The 21,180-nt window shown below is 36.3% G+C and carries 10 protein-coding genes and 1 pseudogene; 5 read left to right on the top strand and 6 right to left on the bottom strand.

Annotated features, from left to right (window positions below):
- Positions 1-51 precede the first annotated feature (51 nt).
- Positions 52-366 (top strand): hypothetical protein, encoded by a 315-nt coding sequence (locus tag B9A58_RS13230; RefSeq protein WP_084373352.1) that lies wholly within the window; start codon positions 52-54, stop codon positions 364-366.
- A gap of 561 nt (positions 367-927) precedes the next feature.
- Entirely contained in the window at positions 928-1,128 is a 201-nt protein-coding gene (locus B9A58_RS13225; RefSeq protein ID WP_084373351.1) for a hypothetical protein, read from the top strand.
- A gap of 395 nt (positions 1,129-1,523) precedes the next feature.
- On the opposite strand, the gene B9A58_RS13220 is transcribed toward B9A58_RS13225, so the two are convergent.
- The 6 genes from B9A58_RS13220 to B9A58_RS13195 all read right to left on the bottom strand — a co-directional run bounded on the left by B9A58_RS13220 (position 1,524) and on the right by B9A58_RS13195 (position 17,341).
- Complete coding sequence (locus tag B9A58_RS13220) at positions 1,524-3,329, bottom strand: M61 family metallopeptidase (protein ID WP_245827088.1); 1,806 nt, start codon at positions 3,327-3,329, stop codon at positions 1,524-1,526.
- 264 nt (positions 3,330-3,593) lie between these two features.
- A complete protein-coding gene (locus tag B9A58_RS13215; protein ID WP_084373350.1) occupies positions 3,594-4,199 on the bottom strand; it encodes a helix-turn-helix domain-containing protein in 606 nt (201 codons plus the stop codon).
- 55 nt (positions 4,200-4,254) lie between these two features.
- Positions 4,255-4,887: a CPBP family intramembrane glutamic endopeptidase gene (locus tag B9A58_RS13210; protein WP_084373349.1), complete on the bottom strand. Its 633-nt coding sequence runs from the start codon at positions 4,885-4,887 to the stop codon at positions 4,255-4,257.
- A gap of 256 nt (positions 4,888-5,143) precedes the next feature.
- Complete coding sequence (locus tag B9A58_RS13205) at positions 5,144-5,356, bottom strand: hypothetical protein (RefSeq protein WP_139793885.1); 213 nt, start codon at positions 5,354-5,356, stop codon at positions 5,144-5,146.
- Positions 5,357-5,736: 380 nt separating this feature from the next.
- Positions 5,737-6,159 (bottom strand): SRPBCC family protein, encoded by a 423-nt coding sequence (locus B9A58_RS13200; RefSeq protein WP_084373347.1) that lies wholly within the window; start codon positions 6,157-6,159, stop codon positions 5,737-5,739.
- Positions 6,160-6,385: 226 nt separating this feature from the next.
- On the bottom strand, positions 6,386-17,341 hold the full coding sequence (locus B9A58_RS13195) for a PKD domain-containing protein (protein WP_084373346.1): 10,956 nt from the start codon (positions 17,339-17,341) through the stop codon (positions 6,386-6,388).
- 465 nt (positions 17,342-17,806) lie between these two features.
- On the opposite strand from B9A58_RS13195, the gene B9A58_RS13190 reads away from it, so the two are divergent.
- The 3 genes and pseudogenes from B9A58_RS13190 to B9A58_RS20640 form a co-directional block, all read left to right on the top strand.
- Complete coding sequence (locus B9A58_RS13190) at positions 17,807-18,055, top strand: hypothetical protein (protein ID WP_084373345.1); 249 nt, start codon at positions 17,807-17,809, stop codon at positions 18,053-18,055.
- A 451-nt stretch (positions 18,056-18,506) separates the two neighbouring features.
- Entirely contained in the window at positions 18,507-18,836 is a 330-nt protein-coding gene (locus B9A58_RS13185) for an integrase core domain-containing protein (RefSeq protein ID WP_139793884.1), read from the top strand.
- A gap of 1,595 nt (positions 18,837-20,431) precedes the next feature.
- Positions 20,432-20,605: pseudogene (locus B9A58_RS20640) on the top strand (integrase core domain-containing protein); the annotation flags it as partial.
- Positions 20,606-21,180: the final 575 nt, after the last annotated feature.

Raw genomic sequence — 21,180 nt, 5'->3', positions numbered from 1 at the left:
TGTATTTTTAACTTGCCCTGTTTAAGGCCGAATCCTTTAAAATTTCATACCATGGAAAATCGCAGTCACTTTCATAACAATGGTGAATTTATGGAATACTTAAAAAGTCATGTTCGACAACTTCTTGCAGACAAAGGTTATGATGATTTAATAACAGTAAATACAGCCAGGCGAAGTGGAGTGAATTGTGCGGTATGGATTAGACCAAGGAATGCAGTTAGTCCTAACACACAATTAATTCCTGGAGGTAAATTACATACTAGAGGAGAGTCAACACTACTGGACAAAACGTCCTCTATATTAGATGCGCTTGAGAGAAAAATAGAACTACATGCAGCTAAAATGAATCTGCAACCCTTGGTTTAAAAAATTGAATTTCGATTATTCTGCGGCTATAAATAGCAACGTTTTTGAGAACTTTATGCAACGCACTAATGTAAGTTACGGTCATTAGTCGAGCAGCACATTTTGTATTTCTTAGAAAAGTACAATTCCCAACCTTATCAAAACCAAAAAGTGTATTTCCTTTGAATTTAGGCAGGTCGGTTTGTTATATAATTTTCAGTTATGTTAAACTGATTCCTTTTTATTTTTAGGGGAAGTTACAGTTTAAACCAACCCCTATGGAAGAAGTCAAACTAACCCGTGAAGTGCTCTATCGTTTGGTCTAGTCTACTCCTATGATCCGACTGGCCAAAAAATATCATCTCAGATAGCGGCTTGAGGAAAATTTGTAAAAAATATAAGATCCCAATGCCATATCTGGGCTACTGGTCAAAACTCAAACATGGTAAAAAGCTAAAACCACAACCGCAGCTACCAGAAATGGAAGGTAGGAATTCAATCACTATTTCCATTGTTGAGAACAAAGTTCAACAACGGGATTGGGACAGATAAGAATTGAACGCCCAAACGAAATTAATCTTAATGGATAAACGTCTTGATTTTACCATCAAAAAGAAATTAACCAAACCTCACCCGTTGGTTAAACAAGCCAAAGAGTTTTACAATGAGAGAACATCATGGTCACACCTGAATAATGGCTGTACAATTGCAAGACATGATATTCTAACCATAAAGGTCGCTCTTAAAAATCTTTCAAGAGCCTTGATGCAATCATTGGCTTAATAATACAAAGAGGTCATGAAATCGTGGTTGAAGATGCAAAAAGTAGATGGGTAGTCTACGGGCAAAAGATGGATATAAGCATCGTTGAGGCTTGTAAAGTGAATAAAAGGTGATATCAGAAATATTTTGAATTGGGAACTCTACCTGGCATACTAGTTCTGAGCGTCGGTAAAAGGACTTAGAGAAAAGTATCATCTGAAGAATCCCTTCCTAAAATATTGGCTTGGGTGGTCTTGCACGCCAATTTTCTGGATATTCGTCAAGAAAGAACTAATTAATTTCTAACCTGGAGATCATTGTTTCAAACCTACCACCTACCTAAAAACAAAATAGCTTAATTGCACATCCCTCTTCCTGATGAACATCTTCATAGAACACCAAATAATCTGTTGCCCTCAATATGGCAGGTTCTTCATCCATACATTCCTAAATTTAAGTTGTTGCTCACTAGGGTTGCTTAATATTTCAAATTCATGTCTGACTGCCTTTGTATCCCCGGAAAGTATAAGTTTTTTTGTAATTACCTGACCGTCGGACTTTTCAACTGTAATATTATATTCAGATTCAAAAGGAAGCTGAATTATTGCTCCAATTATCTCATTTGCATTTTCAAGATTTACTTTATTTTCATTTATGGCAACTAATTTGTCCCAATCATTAAGCCCAGTCGATTTAGTTTTGTTGTTTAGATTTACGATTACCAGCTCTCCACCTTTCAGCGCAACCGAATATCCCAATTCAGCAACCGCTTCAGATGTTTTACTTTGCTCTACATATCCAACACCTAATTTTTCATAATATTCCCTAATTGGCAAGGAGCGCGTACCCTTAATATAATTATTGATAAATGACTCTATTTCCGGGTAGGTCATATCAATGAAAACATTGAAAAATTCATCTTCAAAGAAAGCCTTATGCTGACCATACTCTCTAGTGAGATCTATGATTACTTCTCTTAACCCGCGTTGACCATTGGAAAGCTCCAATAATCGGATATCCAGTAACGAAGCTATAATAGCTCCCTTTGAATAGATATTAGGATACTGAACTTGACCTTCCTCTGTATAGGACTTTAAGGCTAACTCACTGAGGCTATAATTCTGATTGAACATTTCGTTGTTGATGAGTTTTTGCTGTTGTTGCATCAGGTATTGTTCCAAACCATAAATACCTCCCCTTAATTGTATCATATGAGCTGCCCACTCGGTAACCCCTTCATATAACCACAAATGTTCAGAGGGTATTGGTGATTCAAAATTGAATTGCTCTACAATATCACTATGAATATTTAATGGGGTGATAATATGGAAAAACTCATGGGTTGCCGCAGTTGTAATAGTATTGACATATTCTTCTGTAAGCGGTTGTTCAACAAACACATATGCGGAACTAAATGAATGTTCCCACGCACCCCATATTTCATCTTCAAAATGATATAAAAAGGTATATCGATCTACTGGAAAATCTACAAGAAATTCATGCGCTGCTTCTAGCATTTTTACCATAGAACTCATCAAACTTTCTGAGTTGATAAGGTCTGTTTTTGAATAAGTAAAGATTTCGATTTTAGTTTGATTCATCTGTCTTGAAACATGACTTAATCTACCCAACAGAAATGGAGAATCTATTAGGTGATCAAAGCTTTCAGCCACAAACCAACCTTTATCATTTTTATTTAGGGCAGTAGCAACGATCCAATCTCGCGGATACATAATGGATAAATTAATCGGACTTGCTTGCATACCGGAAAGAAATCCAATTAAACAATGCGGGTTAATCAAAGCATGATCTTTTTCCAATGAAGTACCACACATTTTATATATCGTATGATACTCCACAGGTGTATCCCATGTTTCTGCAACCTCATACAATATCGTTTTCACCTTCTTGGGTTTGGTTAATTCATATTGATTTGTAGAGATTTTGATAACTTGAATTTCATTACCCTTTACATCAAGAGCTCTGAAATCATTCACATATCTTCCTATATCCATTACCTGATATGTTCCAGGCACTGTTGATGCAAACTGATAAATTTTATTTTTGTCGCTAAGTTTGCCATCAACATTTACGGTTACTTTAAAATAAGAATCCAGATCAGATACGTCAACTTGATAAGATAATTTTTGACCACTCACCCTAATGCTTACAACAATGAGCATAGAAAGAATAAATTTAATTTTAGAATTAATGTTTTTCATGATGTTCTTATATCTACCATTATCTATGTTCTAAGGTATAGCAGGCACACTCTCCAGTGTATGACGATTCTTACTAATCTTAAAAAAAAATAGGTTAATATAAATCCAGAAATATATTCACTAACAACCCGCTTTTATCAGAAAAACACACTAACAACTGAACCACCAGAAGTCAATGATCTTAATACAGTTTTTTAAATCAACTAGAGGCCGATCCCATCTCTTAAGTGGTTCACCGGAGCAACTATAATTCTATCTTTTTTCTTACTCTTCTTTGTCAGATTTGTTCTTATATTCTCGTAACATCTTATGGACTTTATTATCAGAAGTCATAAGAAACTTGTTTTTTATGATAAGTTGATTTGCCACTTTTTTATGTTTAGAACGGATAATTGTAAACACATTATTACTTTCTAACTCTGCGAGAGAAACTTGATTTTTTTCTGCTAACTTCAGTAACCTTTCCAATAGCTCATCATTTAACTCTTCCTCATCCTTTATTGCAGTTAAAATTACCTCGCCCTCCTGACCTAGTATAGTGCTTTTAACTGAAGAATAGATTGCTTTAAAATCATCAGGAGCTAGTTGAAAATGCTTCTTAAATGATCTTGAAAAGGTTTCATAATCCTTATAACCTAATTGAGAAGCCAGCTCGTACACCTTGGCCTGATGGGTCACAATTAAGTTATAGGCTTTGGTAACTCGAATTTCTTCAACCACTTTAAAAGGTGTTTTCCCAGTTTCTAACTTAAATACACGATGAAATTGGGAGACAGACAGACAAGCTTCCCGCGCCAACCTCGCTAAGCTAAGATCACTAAAAAGGTTGTGATCTATAAAGTTGAGTACTTTTCCTATACGCTCATCCACTTTTTCAACTTAGGAAAGATTTGCAAAAATTAACTATAGAAAAATTGTATTTTCATTAAGTTAGATAAAGTTTCAATATACCCACTGTGTTAAAAAAGCCATGAACTAAAACCAAACACCAAGTATTCTTAAAGTAGAAATAGAGCATACCAACAAGAATAGAAAAATAAAAAGTCCCTATAACTCCTCCAATCCCTTGATACCAATGGGCGGTAGAAAACACCAAACTTGTGGATATAACTGAAATCCATTTATGAGCCAATGGATGAACAATTATCATTTTTAAACGATTAAATAGATAACCTCTGAAAAAAAACTCCTCAAACATGCCTCCAACTAGCCAACCAATAATTAGTACAACAAAAAAACCACTAAGACTACTCATTAATTGTTGATAACCTGATACATCTGGAGTCCCAAATTGCTTACTAATTACAGGTTCTATTAAAAAACTATCAAAAAAACCCATTAGGACTCCAATAGATGAAGCGATGATCAGTTTATCAATTGTAACGGTATTGAATCCATATTCCGACCACTTTTCATTCCGAAACTTCTTTGAAAATCCAACTATTAGAAGGACCAAAATCATGTATATAGCATTTAAATCTAAAATAGGTAAGGGTATAATTAAAAGTACTAATATCTCTAAAAGATTATAAACTTTTTTCTTTTCTCTAAAACTCATAGACTTTCAATTGGTATTCAAAAAACTGGAATAATCCCTTTGCATTCAAACCGTTTCGTGATCCTCATAGAATTTAGTAAGCTCTCTAACCTGAACTTACGAACTTTAGTAAAACTGCTAATTCATCTAAATGTTCAATTTCTCGGGATGTCAATTTATTATAAGGTTTTTGCATAAATTGCCTCAACCCATTGTTATCATCTGTGTAATTACCCTGTCGATCAGATACTCCTGATCCTACGTGATTGAGCAAACTTTAAAAATCCAACAACATCTTATAACGTATATGTGATCTGTCATCTAATAAACCTTCAACATAGGCATCTTCTACAACACTATTGCGTTTAAACCATATCAGCCAAGCGTAATCAAAATTTTCCGCATTGATCAAATGGAAATCTTTCCTTAATACCATTTCATGAGCCTCTAAATATTCAGACTTTGCATCAAGTAATTCCCATTTTTTCATCTGCATCATTCCAATATTCTGTAACCCAATGTTCAATTGAATCTATTCGCCTCTGCGCATTGCCTAGTCCAATTATTGTACAATACCGAATCTACTGGCTTAAATCGTTCAAATTCATTCACATTTTGCCAAAAATGTAAACACAATCAAAATCGTTATAGACTCTAAATAGATACGAAAAGCATGTGTGACTCAAGTGTCAATAACTGTCAGGTATCTCATAAATATGATATTTTAAGCCAATTACAATTAACAACATATGTTCTTGAGAAGTCCACTTTTCACAAATCAATACCTAAATAAGGAAGGATAAAGTCAGAGTCACACACATCTCTGACTCCCCAGTTTGATCAGCAAACTACCAATCTGATATGTTTGAATTAACAGATAAGTAAGAAAAGAAAAGTTGACAGAGCCGCTAGCCTAACTTCTAGCTCCTTCATATACCAGTCCCATCCAATAGCATGCATATCTCTACTTTCCTCATTATTAAATCCTTCATGGTTAATATTTATAACTGTATTTTTTTCAAATTCTTCAAACTCCACTGTCACAATTGATACCTCCTCACTTCCGTCCCAATGCCATGAGTATTTAACCTTTTTATTCTCCTCTAGCTCAATGAATCTTCCATTCATGACGGTTTCGAAATCACCTCTTTCTGAATATAATCTAAAGTGCCCCCCTACAACAGGGGCAACTTCAATTTTGGTAATTGGAGGGATAACCATCTTGGGAGAAATCCATGCTTCAAATAATGTTTTGACGCTAAACTTACTAGTGTATTTCTTAATTAAATTCATAAAACCTGATTTGAAATTAGACAATCGTTCCTACAAGGACATTTTATCCTTATTACTAATTATTATTGCTTGCTAATATTATCAATTAGAACTGCGTATTGATTAATTAAGCGCTTATATTATTCTAAAGGCAAATAATTATCACCTTAAGTAAGGTCTAGACATTCCAAAATTTCTAAATTTCTTCGATGTGAGATACGAACTCCAATTAAAATTGCTTCAAAATTTATTTGTTATCAGCCATGACTATTAATCGCTTTCCAATAAGTCCACTATCGGTATTTAAGTAAACCATATAAATACCTTCTGGTAACGAGTCGAAATCAATATCAAGGTGTAATACCTTTTGGCCAGCTACGAGACTCAGATCACCTTGTTCAAACCTTCTTATTACATTTCCGCTAATATCATATATCTCCAAGGAACTTACTTGAAGGTCAGTACTCACTTCTATTGACACATGAAGCAGCCCGTGAGATATTGGATTAGGAAAAATCTTTAAAAGGTCTAGATAGGAATCCGAAGCACTAATGATATTTTCATTTTGCTCTCCCAATGTCCTTGAAGAAGTAATTGAATCATCACAATCTTTCGTCATAACATGAACAATGTTGCTGTATACTGTATCACAAGCGTCAGTTACCATTCTTCGATAGCAATATGAGCCATCCATATTAATTGGAGTAAGCATATCCATATCAGTATTCTCTATAGGATACCAATTATTACTTAAGCAGCCCAATTGACTTTCCCATTGATACATGAGGTCTCCAAGTCCTCCAGAAGCTGGTTCCAAACTTTCAATGGTTTTAGGAATTTCTCCAATTGTGACTTTATTAAGAGTAGAACCCGGATCCTTTAGAGAAACATCCACAATTGTAGGGTCAACAATTTCTTCCGATAAATCAAAATATAGTTGATCATTTTTATAGAAATAAATTCCATTGTCATGCAGCTCCAATTTGAATACATCATTGTACTTATAAGCAACTTTTGAACCTAAAACGATCTCCCCGCGTTTGGTTATATGAGCAAAGCCTTTATCATTAAACAATATTGCATACTCTATCGTGGTCAAACTTTCATCCGAATTTTCATAACTTATTCCAAGTGCCCTATTTTTGTTTGTTTCCAAAATTGTCGTAGATAGGTAATTCCCAGTTTTCAAATTTTGAACTGAAATTGCACCAGCATTCCAACCTAATGGTTGAAATTCCCCTTTTCTTATCAAAGTACCGCTCTCAATCAATCCAACCACCCTTGTCCAATTAGAGAAAACTGGTGCACAAATTTCTTGATCAGCACCAATGCTTCCTGCGATTAGACTATCTGCTACCGAAATTCTAACAATATTACTTACTTGATTATTACATCTGTTTCGTACAAATCTCACATAACACAAATCAATACTAACCTCAGATGGAGGAGTATAATTGAGACCATTTTCACCAGGTATCAGTTTCCAATCCCCTTCACAGTTTTCTCGTTCATACCATTCATAAAGATATTGACCGTCTCCTCCAGTTGCTGGCAATATGTTGAATACCGATTCTGGTCGACTGTTGAAACATACATTTTGTTCTCCCCCTATTTCCCCTCCAAAAACAACCTCATTTATGCTTACGTTAATAGTTTCAGACTGAAAAACAGTTCCTGTTGAACTTTTTATTTGAACTGAATATGATCCTGTCCTGTCTACAGAAATTTCTCTAGTAGTCGCTCCTGTAGACCATAAATAACTCTCTCCTGCGGCTGCAATTAATTCAATTTCTTCTTCTTCACAAAGGCTGATATCTCCATTTGCATTGATGCCCTTTACGCTAATGCTACACCAATTAGAAAATTCTCCTTCAAGGTCATCATCAATAATATATCGCACTCGCACCGAACACACATTGTTAGATTTAATACCAGGGATGTCCAGGACATTCAATATCCCAGTTTCTGTAATGATCGATATTGGCACATCAAAAGTAGATGAATTAATCTCCCAATTGTATTTGATGTCATAGCCCATAAAATTCAGTGTTGTCCATTGATCCTGATCAGCGGTTATCTTCCCGAAGGCCACACCATCACATTCTGGGGAGGTAATTACAGGTCGAAATTGTTCATCAGAAACTTCCAACGTACAAATATTACTTTGTTCTGATACTTGTCCATTTTCCATTATGGGAAATACCCCTACATTATATGTCGCTCCAGGGACGAGTCCTTCTCCCAATAGATTTCTAACCTGTGACAATATAATTCTTGTTGGACTATCACAACCTTCAGGTTCAATTGTGTCACTAAATAAAACAGCCAAACCCTGTTTAAACTCATAATAGTAAGCAACTGCCCCTTCCACATCTTGTATTTCAGCATAACCTGACAAAGGCAAGGTTGTATCACAATGCTCATCAATCAGCGAACCAACTGGTAGATTTTCTACAGTAAATAAACAGGTTCCGCCCCAATCACCTACTGTTGTCCTTCCCAAATAGTTGACTCTTGGTCGCACTCTTGCAGAATAGGTCTCTGCATATGTTAAAGGAAATGGCGTAGTTACTAAGTCATTAATCAAATAAATTGAAGGGGCACTACTGGATGAGTGTCCTTCTCCAATAGATTGGCCTTGAGCATTAAATACTTCAAATTCATAATATTTAACTGATTCATCTACTTCATGTACATTAAGCTTATCACCTAAACAACTACCGTTTCCTTCTCCAAAATTTGATATCACTTGTTCACATGGTTCTAACCATGATTCCCTTACTGTTTCTAGATCGAAAACGCATTCTGAGCTAGGCTGGCTATACTGGTTAGTGTTGTATAAAACTTGCACGCTTATCCCATAGCTTCCTCCAAGTTCCAAATCACTTTGAAAATCTTCAAGATTGATTGTTGGGAATAATGTAAAAGTTTCAAATCCACCTCCACAGCCGCTTGTTGAACAGTGAGGAATTACTGTCCATTTATATCCTTCAGCACATGGGTGATAACCCGCATTGAAGGTAATATTGTATCCTTTATTTACACTTGGGCAATTAACCAGATAAGTTGTTGGTTTTACCTCAATTGAACATCCAAAATCGCTATAGTTACTCGAAATACCGGCAAAATTAGTACGTACCCGGACGTCGTAAATTCCACATGTGAATCCAGAAATAACAGAATCATTAAGTGGGATTGAGTCCTTAGAAGAAATCGCTTGAAACGTTCCAGTTGGTCCAACGAACTCAAATTCATAAAGTAAATCTCCAGTTTCAAAGGGTTCATTGATACATGGAGGGTCTACTTCATCTACAAATAAATAATCTCCCCAATTGTAGATCTTACCACATTGATCTTCAGGTTCAATTGAAGTTGTTAACCCTCCACAACCCGGAGAAATAACATCCAAAGTCTGTCTGGCAATACCACAGCCATTCCAACCCGAATTAACAGGTTGTAAATAAGGTTCAGCATTAAGAGTAATTGTCGTTTGACCAAGGCATGTTAGCGTAATTTCATGTGGACCTGGGCCATACAAGGTATCTGCCGGAATTTCATCTGACAACTTTATCGACCATATATAATTGAAATTTTCTTTAACCCTATCGGCAACCAACCAAATATTCCTACCAACAAATAGTTGATCCGGATCTCCCTCAGTCCCTGAGCATTCGCCTAGTGAATACTTCATTATTCCATTTCGTCGCGCTAATTCTGGCGAATTATATGTTACATTATTACAACCACAAACAACAACGAGCGGTGAATTGGGACCATCAGGGTTTAGCATTTCTTGATCCTGCTCTAAATAGTCATCATAATTCGTGTAGACATTAAATCCAGAATAATAGTCATCCACAATATAGATTGGAGGTGTTGTGATTGATGAGTCCATTCCATTCACACTTTGTGTTACAGTTAGTCTTAACTCTCCCTCGCCTTGCTCAAAAATATTCGCACTTCGTAATGTGCTTATGGTCTCTTCATTAAATTTCCAATCAAAATAATCCCATCGATTTTCTCCTACAATAGAATTATCCCATTCTGATCCTTCCAGATAACCAGTTGGTAAAGAAAAGCGTAATCTTGTTCCTTCGTTACTAGAACAATATGATAGAACCTGACTTGTTCCAAACTGAGTTGAGTTGTGAAATATTGACCCCGGTAATTCTGGATTAAAGTCTCCAGTATTATTAGTTACAGCTATAAATGGAGTCATATTCCATTGAGCGAACACCGTATCCGATCTTGTTGTGCACCCACTGTTGCCATCATTCATTGCCCATACATTTATAATTCCAGGTTTTCCTGGCTGCCCAACCTTAAATGAATCGGTGAATGCCGGAATTGTAATTTTATTGTCATAGCTCAATTCCATTTCATTGAATGGAATGTTGTCATTATCCAAAACAGGAAACCAATACCTCTCAAATCCTTCCGTAGCTTCAATTTCAATTTTACCCGGTAGACCAACATATGCTTGACTGATAGTTCCTTGAAAATCTTCCAACTCTACATTGTTTAGAGAGAGATCAAGACTTTCATCGTTTTCGGAATGGGTGAGAACTGTAACTGTATCAATGACAATACATCCATTATTAGTATTGGTAACAACCACATTATATTCTCCAGCATCATCAATCTCAGTCAATGTAATCTGAGGTTCATTTGAAAAAAATTCTCCGTTCTTAGTCCAACTTGTACTATAATGATGAGTATTTTGATTTGGGGCCGCTTCTAGAAAGCCGCTTCTACTAGAACTTCTCTCTGCATGAAAATGACCTACTAAAGTGGCAACAGCACCGTCAGACACACACAACTCTATTGGAGGCAAGCCGTTCTTTCCAGGTGTATACTCTGCATTGATAATTGCATCATCTGAAGGCTCATGATTATAACCATAAAAGCTGCCCTGATAAATTGTATTTTTTCCTTCATGAAAATAATGAACAAAAGGATACATACCTGGCAGCAACGGAGGTTGTTTAATATCAACAAAAATTTGATTAGAAGCAACAAGTCCCTGACAACTCTCGCTACCACCAATAGCTCTTACATAGTATTTTGCTAAACCAAAAGGTCTAACGTCAGACCTAGGTGAATTTGCTTCATCTGGAGAGCCTGAGTTTGATATTGCAGATCGGTGTGAATTCTTAACAACAAGTATATGAGAACTTGTATCCAATTTAATACTCAAACCTGTAGTCGTAGATTGGCCAGATCCAGACACATGCCATTCAAAACTAGAATATCCTTCAACATTCGTTAGTTCAAGCACAACACTATCCGATGGATTAGAGCAAAAAGAAAGTCCGTTCGTATCGCTTAACACATTAATTACTGGAGCACTCAACCCATTTTCCACCCTCACTTCTACAGTATCAGAATAAGCAATACAACCCAAATCATTTTCAACAGCTAAAAAATAATTTCCATTGTCTGAAGCTATATATACAGGATTCGATCCAACTTGGGAAAAAACTCCTTCGGGAAACTCGCGCGTCCAAATATACGTTACGATATCTTCGTCTTCTACAGTAGGAATTAACTCCACGGTGCCACCAGGGCAAAAAGTGGTAGGTCCATCTGGAGCAATACTAACCAAAGTTGCTTTGCTAATAACAATTCCTATAGTATCCGAATTAGAAGTACAACCAAATTGATTACCAACCTTAACAAAATAATCTCCTGTTTCTGAAGGTGTAAACTCAAAGTTATCGGCAAGCACATTATTACTATCATCTACCTCTGACCAAGCATAACTATGGGAACCTTCCTCAACACTTAGTTTTGCAGGGACATTGGAACAAACCTCTAATGGGTTGCTCTCAACATCTTCATTGTTGAATAATAATTGACTAGGCTCGGGAGTCGGGTAAACAGTGATAGTTTTATTCACCGTATCGGTGCACCCCGTGTTGGTTCTAACAATCAATTCCACGTTAAACTCTCCCGTGGATGCATATTGATGGATAGGGTTCTTTTCTGTGGAGGTAAACCCATCTCCAAAATCCCAAATCATACTTGTAGTTTGACTTTGATTATCGAAAAGGAATGTACTATCTTGAAAATGAAGTTCTCTTCCTACGCAAAGAGGTTCATTTTTAAATCCAAAATCAGCAAATAGTTTACAGCCCGTAATCGTTCCTTTTGCGGTCCGCCAAAATGACTGCCCATTCATTTCTCCTTGCATTAAAACTTGAAGGTAATAATCCAAAGTATCACGGCCATGCCTTTCAACTACACCCGTAAAAACACCATCTTCAGCTACTAAATCAAAACCTTGACCAAGGTCATTCAGATCAACGGGATAAACATGACCTAAAGTATCATAATATACTCCTACAGCCGATAAGTCAGAAGTTGGAATATCTAGAGACAAATGTGTCTGTACAACTGTTTGTCCAGAGATTTCCTCATCAACAATACTGGCTACCAAGAGATTTCTACTATCTCGTCCATGGCTAACAACAAACTCCTTATTTGGTAAAAAATTTTGACCATCGATGAGAACTTTCCACATTCCTGTATAACTAACGTAATCACTTCTTATATCATACCCTTTTATTTTCCCATCTAAACTTTCATAATACTCAATACCATTAGTAGTGGGTGTAACTATGGATTCAGATGGGTCAACTAAAATTACTTCGCTGCCAACTCCGTTATCCCCAGTATATACAAGGAAATTAATTGAATTTATATAACCATCCACAAGAAACTTAAGAGGTTCATCTAAACCATCTCCAGAAACAATTCTGTCAACGCCAGCGTCATCAATTCCTTCCAACACCCTTTCCTCATCTCCATATGCAAACTCTCCCGATTCATGATAAAATTCATTTTTTTCCAGGAAATTTATTTGAACAGGATTAAGATTAAGTTCATTGTAAGATGTTGTTGTCCATTGCAGATTCATTCCAGGATTGTCTCCCTCACTTAAGTTAAACCAGTGATTTTCAATTTTTCTTGAGGGAGACAATTCTTGAGCAATCTTTAACATCTTAGATGATGCCTGAGTATGGTCATATGCAAAAGTTTTCAACCAAACAGGAACATTCTCATGTGACTTTTTTGAGGACAACCAACCTACCCCCCAATGAGACGTTGGTATATTTAAACGAACTCCAGGTAATGGGGATTGTTCAAACTCAAATTCCAGGGTTTTATAACTTTGACTAATATCACCTACACTTTTAAAAACATTAGGAAGTCCACTTGTGAACCCATAGAAACTATGACTTTCGTTGTCCCCTGGAAATAACTTTTTATATTCCCGTTCAGATAAATTATTCTGGGAATAGTTTAACCAAGTACCTTTACTCAATGCTGAGCGTTTCCAACCTATAGCAATTTCCTCAAGAACAGCTCCTAGTTCCCATTGAGCACTATATTTCGGCAATTTAAATTTAAATGAATTATTAGGAAGTGTCTCAATAGCACCAGTACCATAGTCCTTTAAACGCTCAATTAAATCCTCTCTATTTAATGGAGTGTATGGCTGGGTTCTAGCTAGCGGCAAGTGGGGGTTTGCCGGTGAAATGGCAAACGGGGCAAGACTTATGCCAGATTCACCATCATAGGTTATATCTTCCACTTTGAACCTCAATCCACCTTTACCTTCAGATTGTCTTTGCAGAATTTCATCAATAAGCAGTCCGTCTAATAATTCCTCACCCGTTCCTTCTCCGAACGGGTTGAAAAATTTATCAGGCTTCCATAACTCCCCCGAGTACGAATTCTTGAACCTAACAATAGGCATTGTTACGTTATAGCGAACATCTCCTTTTCCTGTAAAGGAGGTAGCAGGAAGCTCTAACCCTTCCCCTCCACTCTGGTATTGGTCAAAAATATCTCTTGTCATGATGTGACCATCTACCGAACTTATATACTCATACATGATAATGGGAATATACTGTTTTTCCACTTGAGTGATCTCATATTCCGTATCTCGCCCCGTATCTGGATTGTTCAGATGTTTATGACTGTGAGCCGGAAGAAAACCAACGTCAACACCAAAATTTAATAGGTTTGCAGAACTCATGGCAACAATTCCATCTTCGTGCCTTGGTGATTCAACAGGTATGGGTGAATTATTTAATCCGTCTTTAGTCATACCGCTGATCTGAACATATTTAACACCGTTTGAACTGAAATTTTCTGTATTATTTAAAATTTCATACTCCTTGCATCCCACACCCAGAGCTCTTGAGGCTGGTGCATCTGAGTCTTTGTCCAAAAGATCCGTTAATAAGGTCTCATTAATTAGTAACTCGTGATAAATTAAATGCGATGACCAAGTACCATGTTGAGGAGTCCCTAAAAACATTACCCTTCGAATATTATTGGTATAAGAGAGATACGTCTTTTCAGGTTCTAATGAGGCTCCTATACTTAGGTACTGATAGCATTTGTTTTCAACATATGATCTTGTCACCAATCCACCCATGCTATGAGCAATAATATCTGTCTTTACCCCTTCATTATAATTAGGGAGTAACACATTTTCCAAATCGTGCCCAAAAAGATAGCCAGTCTCAATCCAATTGGCGTCGGGCGGATAATAATATTCCCATATATCAAGATTGCGTTGATTCGAGGTTTCATCTAAGTTTCTTAATCGACCTGGATATGATGTATATGGGTAGTCAACCTTACCTCCAAAATTATTATCAGGAGTATCTTTAGTTGGATTCACATATCCTCCATCATTTCCCCAATAACCGTCCGTTCCCGTAAAGCCGTGCACAAAAACTACAGGTTGTCGGGACGGGTTAATGTTTTTTGGGTGATAACCTTTAATGTCTGAACTATCGGCATATGGTAATACGAACATGGTTGTTGGATAATGTAAATTTCCGTCTAAATGAACGGCTTTATCATCTGAATAAACTGAGTTAGGTTTTTGATAATTATAACGAAACCAATTTTTATACTTCCAATCAAAGTTATTTTTATAAACCGGATGTTGGTCGTATGCAGATAAGTATTTATGAATATTTATGATGGCATGCTTTTTTCTTTGATCAACAGCATCTTTCTCAGGATAATAGAATGTCATTTTACCTAAAAGCTCATCACTCGATTCAGTTGGATCTCTCAGAACATATATTTCATCTATTGCGGTAAGATTTCCCTCGCCGTCTTTTAAATCATCCCTGAAGAAAATCGCTTGTTTATCATCATTAATTGTTTTGACAGATATACTACCTTTTTCATAGTTCCAAAGCTCTACACTATATGCCTCATAAGTGTCAGATTCCGATGTCGGTAATATTTCATTTATATAAATCGTAATGAGTGAAGGGTCCTTTGTAACAAATTTACCAAAAAAGCCTGTTTCTTTGTCCTGAGCACCATTGTTGTCTATTTCAATACTGCCATCTTCAGAAGTGGAAAAAACAATGTGATGAGTTTCTATATCGTTTCTGAATCCTCCTGAAAAATACAAACTATCACCAACGTTTGTAATAGCATTTATATGATGAGTTGGTTTAAAGTTCATTGCATATTCAAACAAGACTGGAGTCCAATCTCCCACATAGGAACTATTAAAGAAAAATGATTCATCTAATGTTACCAATCCTCCAAAACCAATGGGATGAGAATTTTGACGGTAATAAGTTTGCTGATTGTTATTAAATGCCGTTGCATTAATCAACTTACCATTAAATTCATCATACTCGGCTACGAAATAATCATTATTTGCGTCATCAACACTTTTTAGACTTATCGGGGAAGACTCTCTTTGTGAATCAAAAATCGCCCAGTTGTTATAAGACTCTTCTCCTTCCTCAAGTGTAGGCTTGCCAATTGAAAAATTTCCGGTTACAAAAACCTTTCCTTTTAATGCATATATTTCAGATGGCTCATCACTTAATGGACCACCTTCAGAAAGTGCCCATATCAATTTAAGGTTATCGGAATATGGTTTAATAGTGTATCTAGCTAAAAACAAATCCGATTTAGCAGCACCCCCATCCAAATTGGGGGTAGAAGTTAGACGTGTTCCATTCAAACTTGCTGGATCAAACTCGATTTCTCCATTGAAATATCCTGAAATCAGTAAATCTCCATTACTGGTCACATCAATATCTGATAATACAGCATAATTTGGGTCACTTTCATCCCCAAGGTCGTAGTCCAATGTCAATGCTTTGATATCCTCGTTTAATGTTTTTCTAAAAATAAAAGGTATAAGTTCGGTAGCACCAGCTATAGTTGGATTGGCGTTGGCACCACCAATAACCTGACCGACCCCAGCATAAAAAGGTATTCCAAAATCGTTGGTTCCAAATCCAATCTTACCGTCATTAAAATTGCCACCAAAATAGACAGTATTATGATCATCAATCGCCAATGCCCTGGCAAATTTTCTTGATCGACTGCCATGAGTATTTTCTGTTGACAAAATTCGTCCATCAAAAATATCAATTGACATTAGTCCTATTTGGGTAGTGTTATCACCTCCGGGATGCCAAGAAAATGTAGACTCTGTGCTATTACATCCATTAATAATATTACATTCTTTCAAACCTATTAAACCGCGATAGTCATATAATGCATATAGTCGGTTATTTGCCTTGCTAATCTCGATATCCCTAATTATTGAAAACCCATTATCATTCGCAGCAGGGTTGGCCGATCGTGAATAAACAATCCATTCCTCCTCATAATCGTTTGCCCTTGAATACTTTATTATAAAAGAACCGGAGGTAACAGGAAACAAGCTTTCAGGAAACAAGTTGGTTGTTGTAGGTCCGAACAAACCACACGAATACACATTGCCTAGTCGATCAACAACTACATCAACCCCAGCAGAATGTCCTTGCCCTTCTGTCCCTTTAGCCATTAATATTGTACCGTTCTTATCGAGAGAAATTAAGAAATAAGCACCTCTTGGACCTCCAGTCAAATCTTGGATGCCTGTAGTATTTAAAGTCAAATTACCAGAAAATGTTCCTGTTATGAATAATCTTGGGTTCTCAGGGTTTAGGGTATCAGCTGCCATACCCTGAATTACAACACCATCTCCTGATCCCGTAAGGCTTTGAATTTTTTTTACCCAAGCTACATTAGTAAAATCAGTTTGGTAGTTTATTAATGGATTAGTGGTTTGGGAATTTGAAACTTTTGCCAAACAAACCATGATAATTAGAATGACTAGTCTGGCAAATGCGACTAAATTTTTTAGCTCTTTCATGTGAGATTTCTTTAATTATGAAAGCCTAAGAAACTGAATCGAGAAATAAAATTTAACCTTATATATTGAATAAAACCTAAAGGTCGATTGTTTAGATTTAAAGGCAGCTAATACAACTTTAAATAAGTTACTTGACATACATGCATGACTTGGCTACTGGAGATCGCCTATTTTCAACTCTTAAGAAGGCACGCTTACCCAAATGATGCAATAACTACTGAAGTAATCTCAATTCACTGATTATGATTTTTGCGCAACCCAATGTTTCCTGCCTAAAATCCAGTTCTCTATCATAGATAGAATCAAACCATTATTATAATTATTATATCGTCTATTCCAATTTGCAAAAGAACTGACTCATAGTAGATATATATAATGTCCCCAAAATCAAGGGCAGATAGTTAAGCTGTAACATTGGTTTAACTTTAACTATCTAAACATGAAAACACGTAGAAGAAATTTACAGTGGCTTTCAAAGCCAAGGTAGCCATTGAAATACTAAAAGAAAAAGTGACAATCCAGCAGATCGCTCCTCGTTATGAAGTCCACCCAACCCAAGTCAGCTTCGGGAAGTGTCAGTTTTTGGGTGGAACCCAACAAGCTTTTGGTGAGCATGACGGTGATGAAAACAAACGCCTCAAATCTGAACTCGATCAGCTCTATCGAAAGATTGGAAAACTGGAAATTGAAAAGGACTTTCTAAAAAAAGTCTAGGCGAAGACTGAGTATACTCGAAGGAATATGATAGACGCTCAAAATCGCACCCTCAGTATCAGTGATCAATGTCGTTTATTTAGCCTGCATCGCTCAGGGCTCAATTATAAGCCCAGAGGAGAGAGTCCCTAAACTTGCGTCCCATGAAAACCATTGATAAAGAGTTTTTCGACAACACTTTTTACTGTTTAAGACGCATGGCTTATCACCGCTATGATGTAAATCGAAAACCAATTAGAAGGCTGTATGAGCTGATGGATATCTATGTGATCCACACGAAGAAGAGCCAGAGTAAACCAAGAAAAGTCCATCGGATGTATCCTTTCTTGCTCAAAAAGGCTGTCCATTAACAATCCCAACCAATGACATTACTTGGAAACCCTAGAAGAAAGGGTCTATGCTCCTGATGATCATTAGTAATCTGCATAGCAATATGTTAGTTTTCAACTCCGTGGATCCCAGCTGGTGCATCAATGTACTCAAAAAAGTTATCGGCAAGCATGATGCCTCCGAGATCTTCAACACAGATAAAGGAAGCAAGTTTTCATCATCGCTCTTTACCGATGTACTCAAAGCCGAGAGCATCCGCATATCAACGGATGGAAAAGGACGAGCAATTGAAAACATCTTCATCGAGCAGTTATGGAAAAGTGAATACGCCTACCTCAATCGGGCATATGGACGCATTGAACTATACCATGGAATGAAGAAGTACATGGAATTTTATAACAATCAAAGGCCGCATCAATCGCTGAAATATCAAGTATCACACAGTCTTTGAACATTAGCAAAAAGTAGCTTAGAAATGAAGAAAATTATAGCTTAATTTTAGACAAGGTGTCTGTCCTAGATATGAGGACAATATACTTAGACCTAACCAGTATCATCACAATCAACAAGAACTTTGATATTTACTTCTCTGTGTTTAATAACTGAAAAAATATTTCTGAAATTAGCTGCCTGTTTCTCCTATTTATCATGCTTCTCATAGCTAAGATGAACATCATGCTCTCCTTCAGGGATCTTCTCAATGCCATGCTTGGATCTCTTTCTTGAAAGACATAAATTCACTTCCATCCTTTAACTGCTTAAGAAAGATTTTATTGATAAACTGTATAATAAATGATTAAAAAAAGGTCTGAGTTTTAAACTCAGACCTCACTTACTCAGTAATTTAGATACTGGCTTAATTTTTGAAAAAATTCATTACCCTCCACCTTCAATCCACATTTCAGGTCCACCCAGTACATCCAGTTTCTGTTTTTCATTCAGCTTCTTCATAATTTTTAATTTGTGTTAAACATTATACTATGTTGTCGAACTTAGATCAAATAATACAATGAATACATTTACTCCTATAATTAAAACCTAAACAACAAGAATTTCCGGCTAAACCTTAATCTTTGTTTGCTGGCAGATTTTCTTGACTGCCCTCAAAATAAATTAGAGAAGAACGATTTCTAAATCTTAATATTAAATTAGATGAAAAAGTCAAAGTTTACGAAGTTACAAATAGCATTTGCCATTAAATAGGCCGAAACGGGAACCCGTGTGGATTAGGTATGCCGGAAGATGGATATCAGTAAAACTACCTTCAACATCTGGAAGAAGATGTGAGTTAGTGAGTTACGATTGCTTAAAAAGGAGAATGTTCAGTTGAAAAGGCAGGTAGCGGATTTAAATTTGGATAAACAAGGGCTTCAGCCGTAATCAAAAAACTTTGAAACCTGTTAAGTCAAAAGATTTGGCGCACATTTTGATCGATGAGTATAGGATCCCCATTTAGCGGGCATGTACACTAGTGATGTTACCTCGTTCCATGTATTACTATCAATCTCAAGCTCGGGATAATCAAACCATACGAAAACACATACATGAGATAGCCATGACCAGCATCAGATATGGGTTACGTATTACTTCGAAAGGAAGGCTGAATGACAGCAGAAACCCGATTGATTTACAGATTCATTAAGCTTAAATGGTTGAATTTGAATAGTAAATGCCCTTGAAGAAGTAGAAGTTCCCATCAACTGAATCGGATAGATGTCTCCAATATCAACCAATCATGGAGTATGGATTGGTATCAGATCATCTGTTTGATTAGTGCAGGTTTAGGGCCTAAACTGTTGTCGATAATTTTACTCGAAATTGCCTAACTATATTTTCGGGATAGTCAATCAAAGGCGAAGATATAGCAGAAGTAATGAATTGATTAAGACATTTATATAACACAAATTCTAATAGGATATGTAAGAGTCCCCTAAACCGCAGCGTTTGTAAATATAGTTCCTTCTAATAAATTTTTATCGATTTCTAGACTAGGTAATGACTGCACACCAAACTTAGCCGGTGGTATATTTCCAAGGTCTTGGATAATGGGCGTATGATAACAAAGTGGCTCTAGATTTCTTCAGGCCTGTCAAACCAGATAATCCGCATATTGAGTCTTTTAACTGTAGTTTCAGAGATGAGTGTTTAAATGTCGACTGGTTCTTATCTTTGAAAGACGCCAAGGATAAGGTTGAAGCCTGGAGAAAAGAATATAGTGAGTGCGGATCGCAGGCCTTCTTAACTGTCAAAAATATGATAGTATCTAAAGAATCATACAAGTTAGATCTGGAACCGCCCCAGACCTAACTTTAAAATTACATGATTTTTGATTTATTCTCCGCCACCAACTATAATTTCAGGTCCACCCAGTACATCCAGTTTCTGTTTTTCATTCAACTTTTTCATGATTTTTAATTTGTGTTAAACATTATACTATGTTGTCAAACATAGATCAAATAGTACAATGAATACATTTACTCCTATAATTAAAACCTAAACAATACAAATTTAGGCTTAAGTAGTAATATTTGGAAAATAAACCTAGAATATACAACCGGAGCATAAGACGGTTGCAGTCAAACTCTCGGTGTTTTGTTATTCGATATTCCACCCTTAGAGACAAGAACTGAATAATAAACCAACAAATATCAACTTCTTAATCTTATTATTGACAAGAAGAAAGAGTCAAACGAATTGAAAGAAGCCTAAGATTGAACCAGCAAAACAAACTTTAAATCCGTATTATTTGTCTTTAGAATTTTTGCTCTTAACCAAGCTGATCTATTCTTTCCATT

Origin of the sequence: Reichenbachiella faecimaris (genome assembly GCF_900176375.1) — a bacterium.
GTDB lineage: Bacteria > Bacteroidota > Bacteroidia > Cytophagales > Cyclobacteriaceae > Reichenbachiella > Reichenbachiella faecimaris.
This window is presented reverse-complemented; position numbering and strand designations above follow the sequence as displayed.

What these genes read in the sequence shown, in the direction of transcription:
- B9A58_RS13230 (WP_084373352.1), top strand. Translation starts at nt 52, where the DNA reads ATGGAAAATCGCAGTCACTTTCATAACAATGGTGAATTTATGGAATAC.
- B9A58_RS13225 (WP_084373351.1), top strand. Translation starts at nt 928, where the DNA reads ATGGATAAACGTCTTGATTTTACCATCAAAAAGAAATTAACCAAACCT.
- B9A58_RS13220 (WP_245827088.1), bottom strand. Translation starts at nt 3,329, where the DNA reads ATGAAAAACATTAATTCTAAAATTAAATTTATTCTTTCTATGCTCATT.
- B9A58_RS13210 (WP_084373349.1), bottom strand. Translation starts at nt 4,887, where the DNA reads ATGAGTTTTAGAGAAAAGAAAAAAGTTTATAATCTTTTAGAGATATTA.
- B9A58_RS13205 (WP_139793885.1), bottom strand. Translation starts at nt 5,356, where the DNA reads ATGAAAAAATGGGAATTACTTGATGCAAAGTCTGAATATTTAGAGGCT.
- B9A58_RS13200 (WP_084373347.1), bottom strand. Translation starts at nt 6,159, where the DNA reads ATGAATTTAATTAAGAAATACACTAGTAAGTTTAGCGTCAAAACATTA.
- B9A58_RS13195 (WP_084373346.1), bottom strand. Translation starts at nt 17,341, where the DNA reads ATGAAAGAGCTAAAAAATTTAGTCGCATTTGCCAGACTAGTCATTCTA.